This is a genomic window from Pseudomonas sp. 3-2, from assembly GCF_019710535.1.
In the GTDB taxonomy this organism is placed as follows: domain Bacteria; phylum Pseudomonadota; class Gammaproteobacteria; order Pseudomonadales; family Pseudomonadaceae; genus Aquipseudomonas; species Aquipseudomonas pharyngis.
This window is the reverse complement of record NZ_CP081200.1, coordinates 2,561,796-2,575,577: the sequence shown is the minus strand read 5'-3', so window position 1 is coordinate 2,575,577 and position 13,782 is coordinate 2,561,796. Positions and strand designations below refer to the sequence as shown.

General features: G+C 62.0%; 14 protein-coding genes. 9 read left to right on the top strand and 5 right to left on the bottom strand.

Annotated elements, in window-relative coordinates; translation table 11 throughout:
• Nucleotides 1-24: 24 nt before the first annotated feature.
• From K3819_RS11705 to K3819_RS11695, 3 genes are all read right to left on the bottom strand, one after another.
• Nucleotides 25-1,137, bottom strand: coding sequence for a succinylglutamate desuccinylase/aspartoacylase family protein (locus tag K3819_RS11705; protein ID WP_221399350.1), 1,113 nt, complete (start codon nucleotides 1,135-1,137; stop codon nucleotides 25-27).
• Nucleotides 1,138-1,266: 129 nt separating this feature from the next.
• Nucleotides 1,267-2,046, bottom strand: coding sequence for an ABC transporter substrate-binding protein (locus tag K3819_RS11700; protein ID WP_085613532.1), 780 nt, complete (start codon nucleotides 2,044-2,046; stop codon nucleotides 1,267-1,269).
• Nucleotides 2,047-2,301: 255 nt separating this feature from the next.
• On the bottom strand, nucleotides 2,302-2,736 hold the full coding sequence (locus K3819_RS11695; protein ID WP_085613531.1) for a rhodanese-like domain-containing protein: 435 nt from the start codon (nucleotides 2,734-2,736) through the stop codon (nucleotides 2,302-2,304).
• A gap of 100 nt (nucleotides 2,737-2,836) precedes the next feature.
• Between K3819_RS11695 and ftrA the strand changes: the two genes are divergently transcribed.
• On the top strand, nucleotides 2,837-3,826 hold the full coding sequence (gene ftrA, locus K3819_RS11690) for a transcriptional regulator FtrA (protein ID WP_221399349.1): 990 nt from the start codon (nucleotides 2,837-2,839) through the stop codon (nucleotides 3,824-3,826).
• On the opposite strand, the gene cobF is transcribed toward ftrA, so the two are convergent.
• The gene (gene cobF, locus K3819_RS11685) at nucleotides 3,795-4,550 is read right to left on the bottom strand and encodes a precorrin-6A synthase (deacetylating) (RefSeq protein ID WP_221399348.1); all 756 of its coding nucleotides are present in this window, start codon (nucleotides 4,548-4,550) and stop codon (nucleotides 3,795-3,797) included. The two genes, ftrA and cobF, sit on opposite strands and share 32 nt — an antisense overlap.
• On the bottom strand, nucleotides 4,550-5,119 hold the full coding sequence (locus tag K3819_RS11680; RefSeq protein ID WP_221399347.1) for a histidine phosphatase family protein: 570 nt from the start codon (nucleotides 5,117-5,119) through the stop codon (nucleotides 4,550-4,552). The genes cobF and K3819_RS11680 overlap by 1 nt, the downstream gene beginning before the upstream one ends.
• A 320-nt stretch (nucleotides 5,120-5,439) precedes the next feature.
• Between K3819_RS11680 and K3819_RS11675 the strand changes: the two genes are divergently transcribed.
• From K3819_RS11675 to K3819_RS11640, 8 genes are all read left to right on the top strand, one after another.
• Entirely contained in the window at nucleotides 5,440-6,294 is an 855-nt protein-coding gene (locus K3819_RS11675; RefSeq protein WP_007956246.1) for a MurR/RpiR family transcriptional regulator, read from the top strand.
• Nucleotides 6,295-6,296: 2 nt separating this feature from the next.
• Nucleotides 6,297-6,941 carry an isochorismatase family cysteine hydrolase gene (locus K3819_RS11670; RefSeq protein WP_221399346.1) on the top strand — a complete coding sequence of 215 codons (645 nt, stop codon included), beginning with the start codon at nucleotides 6,297-6,299 and terminating at the stop codon, nucleotides 6,939-6,941.
• A complete protein-coding gene (locus tag K3819_RS11665) occupies nucleotides 6,938-8,269 on the top strand; it encodes a glutamine synthetase (RefSeq protein ID WP_085613525.1) in 1,332 nt (443 codons plus the stop codon). Before K3819_RS11670 ends, K3819_RS11665 begins: the two co-directional genes overlap by 4 nt.
• Nucleotides 8,253-9,005 carry an N-formylglutamate amidohydrolase gene (locus K3819_RS11660; protein ID WP_064595283.1) on the top strand — a complete coding sequence of 251 codons (753 nt, stop codon included), beginning with the start codon at nucleotides 8,253-8,255 and terminating at the stop codon, nucleotides 9,003-9,005. Before K3819_RS11665 ends, K3819_RS11660 begins: the two co-directional genes overlap by 17 nt.
• Nucleotides 9,006-9,092: 87 nt before the next feature.
• Complete coding sequence (locus tag K3819_RS11655; RefSeq protein WP_011333496.1) at nucleotides 9,093-10,442, top strand: APC family permease; 1,350 nt, start codon at nucleotides 9,093-9,095, stop codon at nucleotides 10,440-10,442.
• Nucleotides 10,443-10,560: 118 nt separating this feature from the next.
• The gene (locus tag K3819_RS11650) at nucleotides 10,561-11,577 is read left to right on the top strand and encodes an arginine N-succinyltransferase (RefSeq protein ID WP_085613524.1); all 1,017 of its coding nucleotides are present in this window, start codon (nucleotides 10,561-10,563) and stop codon (nucleotides 11,575-11,577) included.
• A gap of 55 nt (nucleotides 11,578-11,632) precedes the next feature.
• Nucleotides 11,633-12,667 carry an arginine N-succinyltransferase gene (astA, locus tag K3819_RS11645; protein ID WP_085613523.1) on the top strand — a complete coding sequence of 345 codons (1,035 nt, stop codon included), beginning with the start codon at nucleotides 11,633-11,635 and terminating at the stop codon, nucleotides 12,665-12,667.
• A 160-nt stretch (nucleotides 12,668-12,827) separates the two neighbouring features.
• On the top strand, nucleotides 12,828-13,697 hold the full coding sequence (locus K3819_RS11640; protein ID WP_007956238.1) for an oxaloacetate decarboxylase: 870 nt from the start codon (nucleotides 12,828-12,830) through the stop codon (nucleotides 13,695-13,697).
• The last annotated feature ends 85 nt before the right edge of the window (nucleotides 13,698-13,782 follow it).

Sequence of the window (13,782 nt, the reverse complement as noted above, 5' to 3'; positions counted from 1 at the left end):
CACTGTGATCGGGAGGACGGGATATCAGTCGTTGCTCAGCTTGCCCACCCGAATCGGCTCGCGCCCCGCCACTTTCGCCTGCCAGATGCCCGGCTGGGTGTAGCGCCCGCGATCGATGGCGAACAACAAGCCGCTGGTGCCGGCGCGCACGGTGGTCACGCGGTCGTTCAGCGGATCGACCACTTCAAACAGCGCATCGCCGCGCTCGACCCACTCACCGGCATCGCGCAGGAAACTCACCACGCCGTGGTGCGGGGCGAACAGGTATTCGGTGCCTTCGAACGGCATGCCTTCGCAGCATTCTTCCGGCGCTTTCGGCCATTCGCCGCTGATGAAGCCCTGCTCGGCCAAGAAGCCGAGGATCGCCTCGCAATTGGCCTGAGCCTGATCGACGCGGGTGTCGCCCATACTGCCCAGTTCCAGGGTGGTGGCGAGGTTCGCCGGTGGAATCGCCGCGCCCGGGAACATCCGTGCGAGGCGCAGCCACGGTGTGGAGCAGGACTCATCGAACGAGTTGCCACCGGAATCTTCACACAACAGCGCCACGCCAGCTTTCAGTCGAGCGGCCAGGGATTGCCACTGCGGCCAGTGTTGCGGCAAGGCGTAAATATGAATCGCCGCGTCGAAATCGCAATGCAGGTCGAGGGTGATGTCGGCGTCGCAGGCGTGGCGCAGCAACAGTCGGTGCAGCGCTTCCAGTTGCGATGCCGGGGCCGGCAGTTCGTCGAGTACCTGACCCATGGTCTGGCGGATCAGCGTGATGTTGGCTTCGGCATCGCTGCCCAACTGATCGCCGATCCGCTCGGCCACCGGCGCACTGAGTTCAACGAAGGAGCGGTTGAAGTTCTTGCCGCTGCCCAGCTCGAAACGCCCCATGTGGCTGCCTTGCAGGTGCTGATCGAGACCGATCGGGTTGGCCACCGGCACCAGTTCGATCATACCTTGCAACTGGCCGTTGCTCTCCAGCTCGGCCAGGCGTTTTTTCAGTTCCCATGCGGTGCGCATGCCCGGTAGTTCATCGGCGTGCAGGCTGGCCTGGATGTAAACCTTGCGCGGGCCGGCGCCGTAACGGAACACGCTCAGGGAACGTTCGCTGCCCAGGTGGCTCCAGGGCAGAAGATGATCGATGCGTTGCATGGGAAACTCCGGAAATTCTGTGGTCGCTGCCGGGGCAATGACCGCAATGAAAATGTGCTGACAGGATAAATCACGGGCGAAAAAAAAGTGGCCACCGCGCAAACGGGGCCACTTTCTTCTTACTGCGTATTAATGGCCGTATACGTCAAAGTCGAAGTACTTGTCCTGCACTTGCTTGTACTTGCCGTTGGCGCGGATTTCGTTGATGGCGGCGTTGAATTTCTCCGCCAGCGCGGTATCGCCCTTACGCACTGCGATACCGGCGCCGCCGCCGAAGTACTTGGCGTCTTCGTAGGTCGGGCCGACGAATTCGAAGCCTTTGCCGGCGTCGGTTTTCAGGAAACCGTCGCTCAGGTTGACCGAGTCGGCCAGCATTGCGTCGATACGACCGGACACCATGTCCAGGTTGGCTTCCTGCTGCGAGCCGTAACGCACCAGCTCGATCCCGGCCGGCACCAGCACTTCGGTGGCGTAACGGTCGTGGGTACTGGCACGCAGCACGCCGACTTTCTTGCCTTTGAGCTCGACCAGCGGGTCTTTCACGCCCGAGCCGGCCTTCATCACGAAGCGCGCCGGGGTGTGGTAGTACTTGATGGTGAAATCGACGTTTTTCTTGCGGTCGTCAGTGATGGTCATCGAGGACAGGATCGCGTCGATCTTCTTCACTTTCAGCGCCGGGATCAGGCCGTCGAACTCTTGCTCGACCCAGGTGCATTTGACTTTCATCTGCTCACACAGCGCGTCGCCGATGTCCACGTCGAAACCGGCCAGTTTGCCGTCAGGGGTTTTCATCGAGAATGGCGGGTAACCGGCTTCGATACCGATACGGATCGGCTTGGCGTCTTCGGCCACGGCGGTCAGGGACAACATCGACAGTGCCAGGGCACCGAACATAACCAGCTTTTTCATTTATTACTCCCGTGTGCGGAGGCTTTTATTGGCAGCTTTCGATTGTCAGGTTCGGCCTTGGGCTGTGCAGCACAAAGAAACCGACGTGGCCGGCAGTCTATGGCGGCGCGCACGGGGCAAATTGTTTTTAAGCGACAAATACTTACAGAAAATCGGCGAGTGCCATCACATGGGAAAAGTGTGCGCCAGAGCGGTGCAAAGGGTTGTAGGACAAAGCCGACAAAAGCTGCCGCCGAAGCGGCAACCCTCCGGCTATCAGCAATCGCAAGCGATCGGTGCGGCGGTGACGCGCGGTGTCGCGACACTCAACTGAAAGCCTTCATCCAGCCACCCGGTCACTCCACCGATCATCTCCTTGACCGGATAACCCAACGCCGCCAGCTTCACCGCGGCCTTGTTGGCGCCATTGCAGTGAGGGCCGGCGCAATAAACCACGAACAGTGTGTTTTTCGAGTAGTCCGCCAGCCCTTCCGCTGTAAGCAAACGCCCCGGAATATTGATCGCTCCCGGCACATGCCCACGCTCGAAGGCCAGCGGCCCGCGCACGTCCACCAGCACAAAGTCGACTTCGCCGGCTTCCTGGCTGCTGAAGACGTCGGAACAATCGGTTTCGAAGGTCAGACGGTTGCTGAAATGCATCAGGGCAATGGCCGAAGGGGCGGCAGGAATTTCGCGAACCAGGCTGGGCATGTTGAATCACTCCTTTGTCTGTGGGGATGAACGGACTTTATCGAGCCGCCGCTGGCCGCTACAGTGGCGCACAAGACACTCACCGGGAATTTTCCGCCAAATGCCTGATTCACCTGGATTGGTCGCGATCCTGGCCTACGACGGCCTCTGCACCTTCGAGTTCGGCATCGCCGTGGAGATCTTCGGCCTGGCCCGGCCGGAGTTCGATTTCCCGTGGTACGAGCACTGCATCGCCGCCGTCGATCAAGGCCCGATGCGCGCCATGGGCGGGATTCAGGTGCTCGCCGACGGTGGGCTGGAGTTGTTGGCGCAGGCGCGCACCATCATTATTCCCGGCTGGCGCGACCGAAATGCGCCGGTGCCGGAAGCCTTGCTTGAAGCATTGCGTGATGCCCATTCACGCGGCGCCCGATTGCTGTCGATCTGCTCCGGGGTGTTTGTTCTGGCGGCCAGCGGCCTGCTCGACGGGCACGGCGCCACCACCCACTGGCGCTACACCTCGGAGCTGGCCGAGCGCTTTCCGGCCATCGATGTCGACCCGGATGTGCTTTACGTCGATTCCGGCCAATTGATTACCTCGGCCGGCAGCGCAGCCGGGATCGACGCCTGCCTGCATCTGGTGGCGCGAGACTTTGGCACCCAGATCGCCAACTCGGTGGCGCGACGGCTGGTGATGTCGCCGCAACGCACCGGCGGTCAGGCGCAATTCATTCCGACGCCGGTCAGCCCGACCCCGCGCAGCGATCTGTCGCGTGTGATGCAGTGGGCCCGCGAGCGCCTGCACGAACCGCTGGAAGTGCGCGATCTGGCCAGCGAAGCGGCGATGAGCGAGCGCACCTTTCTGCGCAAATTCAGCGAAGCCAGCGGCCAGTCACCCAAGGCCTGGTTGCAACACGAACGTCTGGCCCGAGCCCGGGAATTGCTGGAAAGCACGCCGCAGAACACCGAGCAGATCGCCTTGCGCTGCGGTTATCGCTCGGTGGAAAGCTTTCGTGTGGCGTTTCGCAGCGTGGTCGGGGTGCCGCCGTCGGTGTATCGCGAACGCTTTGGTCGAGAGATCAAGGCTTGCGCAACAGATAAGTGTCCATGATCCAGCCATGCTCGGCCCGGGCAGCCTTGCGCACCCGCTCGATCTCATCGGCAACGTCGTTGAGCTTGCCATGGATGAGGATTTCGTCCGGCGTGCCGAGGTAGGCCCCCCAGTAAATCTCGGTCTCCTGATCTGCCACTTGGTGGTAGGAATCTTCAGCATCAAGCATCACCACCAGGCTGTCCGTGTCACTCACCTGCCCCGCCGCCAGGCGTCGGCCGGTGGTGATTTCAATCGAGCGGCCGATGGTGTTCAACGGCACCTTGTGTTGTGCCGCCAAGGCCTGAACGCTGGTAATGCCGGGAATGACGTCGAATTCAAACTCACATTGCCCCGTGGCCAGGATCGCCTGCAGGATGCGAATCGTGCTGTCGTACAACGCAGGATCGCCCCACACCAGAAAACCGCCGCACTGCCCCTCAGACAATTCGTCATTGATCAGCCGCTCGAAGGTTTGTTGCTTGGCGCGGTTCAGATCATCGACGCTGACGTTGTAGTCCACATCGCCGCGCTCGCGCTCCGGGCTGTGGGCTTCGGCGAAACGGTACGTACGATCGGTGATGTAGCGTTCGCAGATTTCTCGCCGCAGGTCGATCAGCTTGTCCTTGCTCTGGCCCTTGTCCATCAGGAAAAACACGTCCACCCGATTCAGCGCCTTCACCGCCTGCATCGTGATGTAGTCCGGGTTGCCGGCACCGATGCCGATCACCAGCAATCGCTTCATTACTCTGCTCCTTCCAGATTCATGCCGGACAAGCGTAGCCGCCAGCGCCCGGTAAACCGCAGATCGACCACCGCCAGCGGCTCGACATCGAGGCTGTGAAACGCCTCGCCCTGCACGACCTGCATCAATGCAGCACGAATCACGAACGGATGGGTAACCGCCACCACGTGCCCCGGGGTGGCTTGCAGTGAAAACAGCCACGCCGCCACTCGCTCGCGCAGTTGCGCCACCGACTCACCGCCATGGGGGGCGGCGTGCGGATCTTCGAGCCAGGCTTGCAAGGCCTCGGGTTCGTTGCGTTGCAAGTCCTTGATCGACTGACCTTGCCACCGTCCCCAGTCGCAATCACGCAAAGCCTGATCGATTTGCGCTTCATGGCCAAACCACGCCGCCGTCTGGCAGGTACGCAATTCAGGGCCGCAAATCAGACGGAGTTCCGTGTCGAAACGCGAAGCCAGCGAGCAGGACGCCAGCGCGGTTTCTTCAACAGGTTCGTTCGTAGGAAAACACGCCAATTTTTGTGCGACGGTTCTGGCATGGCAGATCAATGTCAAACGGGTGGTCTGCACGGGAAGTCACTCGGCTGGAAGACAGGACGGTCATCGACGTAATCGCTGATGGAGCGGCAATTGTGCCGTAAACCGGGATGCTCCGGGCAAGTCGATTGGGTGATCCGAGCGCGTGAAAGCGGCAATGTCTGACACCACTATGGGCAATGGACTACAAGACTGATCGACATCCGTGTAACCCTTGCGTTACGGGCTTTCCGCCCCATTTTGGGGCTTGGTTTAAACGGCGAAAAATTCGCTAGACATGTAGCGTCAGTTACATAAATACTGTTTTAACGGATTATGAAGCGAATTCAACACCCCATCCAGCAGGAGCCCGGATGCCCCCTTTAAGAGACCTGATCACCGACCCCGGCCTTGACCTGACGCCGTCGGAGCGCAAAGTCGTTCGCGCCTTGCTCGATCAGTATCCACGCAACGGGCTTGGCCCGATGGCGCGCCTGGCCGAACATGCCGGAGTCAGCGATCCGACCATCGTGCGGCTGGTAAAAAAGCTCGGTTTCGGCGGTTATGCCGAATTCCAGGACGCCCTGCTCAGCGACATGGACCACCGCCTGCGCTCGCCGCGTACCCTGTTGCAGCCGCGCTCGCATCAGAACAAGGACGACGCCTGGAGTCACTATCTGGCTCACAGCCACAATTTATTGGCCGAAACCCAGGCCCTGACCCAGCCGGAAGACGTGCGGATCCTCGCCGACTGGCTGCTCGACACCCGGCATCAGGTCTACTGCTTCGGCGGGCGCTTCAGCAGCCTGATGGCAACTTACCTGCTCAATCACTTGCGCCTGCTGCGCCCCGGCTGCTTTGCGCTGGAAGACAACGCGCAACTGCCGGATCGTCTGTTCGACCTGCAACGTCAGGACGTGGTGCTGGTGTTCGACTATCGCCGTTACCAGACCCAGGCCTTGCGCGTGGCCAGCGCCGCGAAAAACAACAATGCTCGCGTCGTGCTGTTCACCGACATCTATGCCTCGCCGCTGCGCGAACTGGCCGACATGATCATCAGCGCCCCGGTGGAGTCGGCCTCGCCGTTCGACACCATGGTCCCGGCGCTGGCTCAGGTTGAAGCACTGATCGCTTGCCTGACCTTGCGCTGCCCGGACCTGGCCGATCGCCTGGAAGGCATCGATGCCCTGCGCAACGACTTCGACACCCACTTGCTGGAGGATAAATAAGGATGTTCAGCCTTCCCCATCGCTCGCCACGGGACCTGCCGTTTGTCACCGACCACTCCGCCCTGTTGCTGGTCGACATGCAGCGTGCCTGGCTCGAGCCACAGTTCGACCCGCACCTCGAAGGCCCGGACGCCGCGTACTTCCTCAACCGCACGCGCTCGCAAGTGGTGCCCAATCAAGTCCGCCTGCTCAAGGCCTTCCGCGACGCTCGGCAGAACGTGCTGCACACCCTGATCGAAAGCCTGACCGCCGACGGCCGCGACCGCTCGCTGGACCACAAACTGTCGGACATGCACCTGCCCAAGGGCAGCCCGCAGGCACAGGTCATCGCTGAACTGACCCCGGCAGAAAACGAAATCGTGCTGCCCAAGACCTCGTCCGGCGTCTTCAACTCGACCAACATCGACTACGTGCTGCGCAATCTGGAAACCCGTCACCTGATCATCGCCGGCATCGTCACCGACCAGTGCGTGGACATGGCCGTGCGCGATGCCGCCGACCGTGGCTACCTCGTCACTCTGGTGGCGGACGCCTGCGCGACCTACACCGAAGCACGCCACGACGCCTGCCTGAACGCGATCAAGGGCTACTGCTGGATCACCGACACCGACACCGTGCTCGGCCGGTTGCAGGAGATGCAGCCATGAGCGAACGCCTGTCGCCGTTGCCGATGACCACCATCGTCACCACCGACCTGATCGGCGTCACCCGTGGCCGCTCGTTTCCCACCGATGAGCTGGAGCACTATCAGGCCGCCGGTTGTGGCTGGGTGCCGGCCAACAGCGCGTTGACGCCGCAGGACATCATTGCCTCGACCAGTCCGTGGGGCGCTTATGGCGATCTGCGGCTGATTCCCGATCTGACCAGCCGCGTCACCGTCGGCAACGGCCCGGACGCCGCAGCGCCGGCGCTGGATTTCATCCACGGCGACATCCGCGAGACTGATGGCCGGCCATGGGCGGCGTGCCCGCGCACCCTGCTGCGCAACGAGGTCGAGCGCTACCGCGATGAGCTTGGCCTGCAGATCAACGCCGCGTTCGAGCACGAATTCAACCTGCACGCCGGGTTTGCCGAGCATCTGGCGTTCTCGCTCGAAGCCCAGCGCCAGGGCGCCGAATTCGGCGGCTGGCTGCTCAGCGCGTTGCGCGCCGGTGGCGTCGAGCCGGAAATGTTCCTGCCCGAATACGGCAAGCACCAATACGAAATCACCTGCCGCCCGACCCTCGGCGTGGCGGCAGCTGATCGCGCGGTGAACGTGCGCGAGATCACCCGCGAAATCGCCCGGCAGATGGGTCTGGATCTGAGCTTTGCGCCGAAGACCGCGGCCGACGCGGTGTGCAACGGCGTTCACCTGCATGTAAGTCTGCTCGATCTGGCCGGTCAGCCAATGCTTTACGACGCCGGCACCAGCAATGGTCTGTCGACCCTCGGCCAGCACTGGGCGGCGGGCGTGCTGCATTACTTGCCGGCACTGTGCGCGTTCACTGCACCGACGCCGGTGTCCTATGAACGCTTGCAGCCGCACCACTGGAGCGCGTCCTACGCCTGCCTCGGCCAGCAGAATCGCGAAGCGGCGCTGCGCATCTGCCCGACCGTGAGCCTGGGCGACAAACCTGTGGCGAAGCAATACAACCTGGAATTCCGCGCCATGGACGCCACCGCCTCACCGCATCTGGCAATGGCTGCGCTGCTGATCGCCGGACGCCTGGGCATCGAGCAGCGTCTGGCGCTGAACGCGATCACCGATGAAATCCCCGATTCACTCAACGACGAACAACGCAAGGCCCGGGGCATCGTAGCCCTGCCCGCCTCCCTGGCCCAGGCACTGGATTGCCTGCGTCGCAGTGAAGCGCTGGTCGAAGCGCTGCCAAGCGCGTTGCTCGATACTTTTTTCGCCCTTAAAACCGAGGAACTGGCGCTGACGGAACAGCTCTCGCCCGCTGATCTTTGTGAGCACTATGCACGCCTGTACTGAATCCGTTGAGCTTGGGTTGTACACCCGACCGGTCTACAACCTGAGCCGTGAAGATTCGACGCACCCGCTGATTCTGGTGTGCGAACACGCCAGCCGCTACATCCCCGAGGCCCTGAACAATCTGGGCCTGGCTGATACGGCGGCGCGCGAACACATTGCCTGGGACATCGGCGCCCTGGCGCTGGCCGAGCAACTGTCGGAGCAATTGGGGGCCACGCTGTTGAGCGCCAACTATTCGCGCCTGCTGATCGACCTCAATCGCCCCCGGCATGCGCCCGACAGCATCCCGGCGCAGAGCGAGATCTACCAGGTGCCGGGCAACCGTGAGCTCGACGAGGCCACCCGCGAATACCGTCGCCAGTGCCTGTTCAAGCCGTTTCACACGCGCCTGCAACAACTGATCGATGCACGTCTGGCCGAAGGTCGACCGGTGCGGGTGGTAGGGATTCACAGTTTCACCCCGGTGTATTACGGCCAGCCGCGGGAGCTGGAAGTCGGCGTGCTGTTCGGTCAGGCCCGGGCCTATGCCCAGCGGATGCTCGACGGTCTGGAGCGACATCCGCTGAAAGTCGCCGGCAACCAGCCGTACAGGATCGACCCGCTGGGCGACATGACCGTGCCAGTGCATGGCGATGCCCGGGGCCTCGATTCGGTGTTGATCGAAGTGCGCAACGACCTTCTGCGCAGCCCGGAAGCGGTTTCTCGCTGGGCGAATTATCTGGCACCACTGCTGTAAACAATGTTGTAACCACTGCTGATGCTGTAAACGACGGACCGATATAACAACTAAAACGACCGATTGGCTGACAAGGAGTTGCGCTTCATGGAAATAGAAGAGTTCGGCTACAAACAGGAGTTGAAACGTAGCCTGACACTGACCGATCTGGTGGTGTACGGGATGATCTTCATGATCCCCATCGCCCCGTTCGGCGTGTATGGCTACGTCAACGCCGAGGCACCGGGGATGGTGCCTCTGGCGTACATCATCGGCATGGTGGCGATGGTCTTCACCGCGCTCAGCTACGGCAGCATGGCCCGAGCCTTTCCGATTGCCGGATCGGTGTATTCCTACGCGCAACGGGGCCTGAATCAACACGTCGGTTTCATCGCCGGCTGGCTGATGCTGCTCGATTACCTGCTGATTCCGCCGCTGCTTTACGTCTACGCGGCGATGGCGCTCAACCACCTCTACCCGGACATCCCGAAAGTCGGTTTCATTCTGGCGTTTTTGGTCAGCGCGACCTTCGTCAACCTGCGTGGTATCACCTTCACCGCTCGCATGAACATTGTGTTCCTGCTGGCACAGCTTGTTGTCCTGGGGATTTTCCTGTTCTACGCCTGGAACGCCCTGCATAACGGTGGCGGCAACGGCCAGTTGACCCTGGCGCCGCTGTATCACCCGGAAACCTTCAACTTCGCCCTGCTGATGCAAGCGGTGTCGATTGCGGTGCTGTCGTTCCTCGGCTTCGATGCGATCTCCACCCTTGCCGAAGAGATCAAGGGCGATCCGGGCCGCAGCGTCGGCAAAGCGGCGCTGATCACCCTGGTGGTGATGGGTGTGATTTTCGTTGCGCAAACCTGGATCGCGACCGATCTGGCAGCGGGCATGGGCTTCAAGTCCGCCGACACCGCGTTCTATGAAATCGCCGAAATCGCCGCTGGCAGCTGGCTCGCAACCCTGACCGGTGTGGCCACGGCGCTGGCCTGGGGCGTGGCGGTGGCAATCACTTCGCAAGCCGCGGTCTCGCGCCTGCTGTTCGGCATGGCCCGCGACGGCAAGCTGCCGAAAGTGCTGGCCAAGGTGCACCCGAAACACAACACGCCCTACCTGAGCATTTATCTGGTGGCCGTGCTGTCGCTGGTGATCTGCTACCTGTTCATCAATTCGGTGGACACCCTGACTTCGCTGGTCAACTTCGGTGCCCTGAGCGGCTTCATGCTGCTGCACCTGACCGTGATCAACTACTACTGGCGCCGGCAGAAGTCCGGACAGGTGATCCGTCACCTGATCTGCCCGGTGATCGGCTTCATCATCGTCGCGGCCATCATGTACAACATGGGCGTCGATGCCCAGAAACTCGGCCTGATCTGGATCGCATTGGGTCTGGTGTACCTGTTCTTCCTGAACAAGCTCGGCGCCAGTACCGCGCTGCCTGACCCGAGCAATGGCTGACAAGAAAAAGAGCGGCGTCTGACAACAAATCAGGCGACCGCCGCTTTAACGCGTGGAAACCGACAGTGATAGTCAGGTTCGGCGAATGGGCCGAACCTTTTGATACAGGAGTGCATCCATGCTGGTCTTACGTCCAGTCGAGCCAAACGACCTGCCTCAATTGCAACAATTGGCGCGCGACAGCCTGGTAGGCGTCACGTCCCTGCCGGACGACAGCGAACGCCTGGGCGAAAAAATCGCCGCGTCCTGCGCCTCGTTCGACAGCGATGCGGCCGCTCAGGGCCCGGAGAACTACTTCTTCGTGCTGGAAGACATCGACAGCCATCGACTGGTCGGCTGTTCGGAAATTCTCGCCACCGCAGGTTTCAACGAGCCGTTCTACAGCCTGCGCAACCGCCACTTCACCAGTGCCTCGCGGGAGCTGAATATCGAGCACGGCGTGCCGGCGCTGTCGCTGTGTCACGACCTGAGCGGGCACACACTGCTGCGCGGTTTCCACATCGACGCGGCACTGGTGCGCACGCCGTTTTCCGAATTGCTGTCGCGGGCACGCCTGCTGTTCATCGCCGCCCACGCGCCACGTTTTGCCGAAGCGGTGATCACCGAAATCGTCGGTTACAGCGACGAGCAAGGGCATTCACCGTTCTGGGATGCGCTGGGCAAACATTTCTTCGACCTGCCCTACGTCGAGGCCGAGCGCCTGTGCGGCTTGCAGAGCCGTACGTTTCTCGCCGAGCTGATGCCGCAATACCCGATCTACGTGCCAATGCTGCCGCAAGCGGCGCAGGACTGCATCGGCCGCATTCACCCGGACGGCCAGGAAGCCTTCGACATCCTCGAGCGCGAAGGTTTTGAAACCAACAGCTACATCGACCTGTTCGATGCCGGCCCGACCTTGTATGCACGCACCGCCAACATCCGTTCGATCGCGCAGAGCCAGACCGCCACGGTTCAGGAGCAATCCCTGATTGATGCCCGCGGTCGCTATCTGGTGAGCAATGAGGCCCTGCATGGCTTCCGGGCGGTGGTTGCCGAGCTGGATTTCCAGCCCGGTCAGCCCCTGGCGCTTGACCCGGCCCTGTGCGCGGCGCTCAACGTCCGTGCTGGCGGTACGATCCGGATGATCGCTCTGTGAACCGCGCCCCTACCCAACGACAGTGCCCGAGCAGGCGCGCAAAAGGAGTTGCAGCATGATTGTTCGTCCGGTCCAAGTCAGCGACCTGCCAGCGTTGATGACGCTGGTGCAACAGGCCGGCCCGGGGTTCACCACCCTGCCCGCCAACGAAGATCGCCTGGCCCACCGGGTGCGCTGGGCACAACGGGCGTTCGCCGAGCAGGTCGAGCGGGCCGATGCTGATTACCTGTTCGTGCTTGAAGACGACGAACAACGCGTGGTCGGCGTCAGCGCCCTGGCCGGGGCCGTCGGCCTGCGCGAGCCGTGGTACAACTATCGGGTCGGGCTGACCGTCAGTTCGGCGCCGGACCTGGGCATTCAGCGGCAGATCCCGACGCTGTTCCTCAACAATGAACTGACCGGCCAATCGGAACTGTGCTCGCTGTTCCTGCGCCACGACCAGCGCCACGGCAGCAATGGACGTCTGCTATCGCTGGGGCGCTTGCTGTTTGTTGCCGAATTCCCGCACCTGTTCGGCGAGAAGATGATCGCCGAACTGCGCGGCAGTGCCGACGAGCAAGGCTGTTCGCCGTTCTGGGACAGTCTGGGCCGGCACTTCTTCCAGATGGACTTCAGCCACGCCGACCACTTGTCCGGGCTGGGCAACAAGGCCTTCATCGCCGAACTGATGCCGCGCCAGCCACTGTACACCTGCCTGCTCACCGAACAGGCCCAGGCCGTGATCGGCCAGGCCCACCCCAACACCGAGCCGGCGCTGAAGATCCTCCAGGCCGAGGGTTTTGCCCATAAAGGCTATATCGATATCTTCGACGGCGGCCCGGTCATCGAGGCGCCGATCCGCAATATCCGCACCGTACGCGACAGCCTGGAACTGAGCCTGAGCATCGGCACGCCGGACGATCAGGCGCCGCTGTGGCTGATCCACAACCGGCGCCTGGAAAACTGCCGCATCACCGTGGCGGCGGGACGCCGGGTCGGCAGCAGTCTGGTGATCGACCGCCTGACCGCCAAACGCCTGCAATTGCAGCCGGGCAACTCGGTGCGGGCAGTGCCGTTGCCCAACCGACAGCAGCAGGCGGTAGCGGCCTGAGCGCCTCTGCCTGCAGCAAGAAAGCCTGAACAGGATTTTCCTGGTTAACTTCCTCGTTAATTCGTCATGATCCTTGACCCATTGGCGTGATAGCCTTTTCACCTTCGGCGTTGACACCTTTGCTCAAGCCTTTCCATTCCTTTGTATTGGTGGAACTCGTATGACCAGGCTTTCTCATCAAGATTTGCGCCGTAACTTCCGTCAGCTGCTGGCTTCCGACACCTGCTATCACACCGCCTCGGTGTTCGATCCGATGTCTGCCCGCATCGCCGCTGACCTGGGTTTTGAAGTTGGGATTCTCGGCGGCTCGGTCGCCTCGTTGCAGGTGCTGGGCGCTCCGGACTTTGCCCTGATCACCCTCAGCGAATTCGCTGAACAGGCCACCCGCATCGGCCGCGTCGCCCAATTACCGGTGATCGCCGACGCCGACCACGGCTACGGCAACGCCCTCAACGTGATGCGCACCATCGTTGAACTGGAACGCGCCGGCGTCGCCGCGCTGACCATCGAAGACACCCTGCTGCCAGCACAATTCGGCCGCAAATCCACCGACCTGATCACCGTCGCCGAAGGCGTCGGCAAGATCCGCGCCGCACTGGAAGCCCGGGTCGATTCGGAAATGGCAATCATCGCCCGGACCAACGCCGGCATCCTGCCGAACCAGGAAATCATCAGCCGCACCAAGCAGTACCAGGCTGCCGGTGCCGACGGTATCTGCATGGTGGGTATTCAGGACTTCGATCAGCTTGAGCAAATCGCCGAACACCTGACCGTTCCGCTGATGCTGGTGACCTACGGCAACCCGGCGCTGCGCGACGACAAACGCCTGGCCGAATTGGGTGTGCGCGTGACCATCGACGGCCACGGTGCCTACTTCGCAGCGATCAAGGCGACCTACGACAGCCTTCGCGAACAGCGCCAGATATTCACCCAGGCTTCCGACCTGAGCGCCACCGAACTGACCCACACCTACACCCAGCCTGAGGAATACATCCTCTGGGCCAAGGAATACATGAGCGTCAAAGAGTAACCTCGCACCACGCTACAAAGAGGCAGAGCGGCCCGACGCCATCACGAGTCCACTCGCATGGCGCCCGCCGCGATACCGCTGCCTG

Coding starts and splice junctions, on each gene's coding strand:
- K3819_RS11705 (WP_221399350.1), bottom strand. CDS start 1,137: ATGCAACGCATCGATCATCTTCTGCCCTGGAGCCACCTGGGCAGCGAA.
- K3819_RS11700 (WP_085613532.1), bottom strand. CDS start 2,046: ATGAAAAAGCTGGTTATGTTCGGTGCCCTGGCACTGTCGATGTTGTCC.
- K3819_RS11695 (WP_085613531.1), bottom strand. CDS start 2,736: ATGCCCAGCCTGGTTCGCGAAATTCCTGCCGCCCCTTCGGCCATTGCC.
- ftrA (WP_221399349.1), top strand. CDS start 2,837: ATGCCTGATTCACCTGGATTGGTCGCGATCCTGGCCTACGACGGCCTC.
- cobF (WP_221399348.1), bottom strand. CDS start 4,550: ATGAAGCGATTGCTGGTGATCGGCATCGGTGCCGGCAACCCGGACTAC.
- K3819_RS11675 (WP_007956246.1), top strand. CDS start 5,440: ATGCCCCCTTTAAGAGACCTGATCACCGACCCCGGCCTTGACCTGACG.
- K3819_RS11670 (WP_221399346.1), top strand. CDS start 6,297: ATGTTCAGCCTTCCCCATCGCTCGCCACGGGACCTGCCGTTTGTCACC.
- K3819_RS11665 (WP_085613525.1), top strand. CDS start 6,938: ATGAGCGAACGCCTGTCGCCGTTGCCGATGACCACCATCGTCACCACC.
- K3819_RS11660 (WP_064595283.1), top strand. CDS start 8,253: ATGCACGCCTGTACTGAATCCGTTGAGCTTGGGTTGTACACCCGACCG.
- K3819_RS11655 (WP_011333496.1), top strand. CDS start 9,093: ATGGAAATAGAAGAGTTCGGCTACAAACAGGAGTTGAAACGTAGCCTG.
- K3819_RS11650 (WP_085613524.1), top strand. CDS start 10,561: ATGCTGGTCTTACGTCCAGTCGAGCCAAACGACCTGCCTCAATTGCAA.
- astA (WP_085613523.1), top strand. CDS start 11,633: ATGATTGTTCGTCCGGTCCAAGTCAGCGACCTGCCAGCGTTGATGACG.
- K3819_RS11640 (WP_007956238.1), top strand. CDS start 12,828: ATGACCAGGCTTTCTCATCAAGATTTGCGCCGTAACTTCCGTCAGCTG.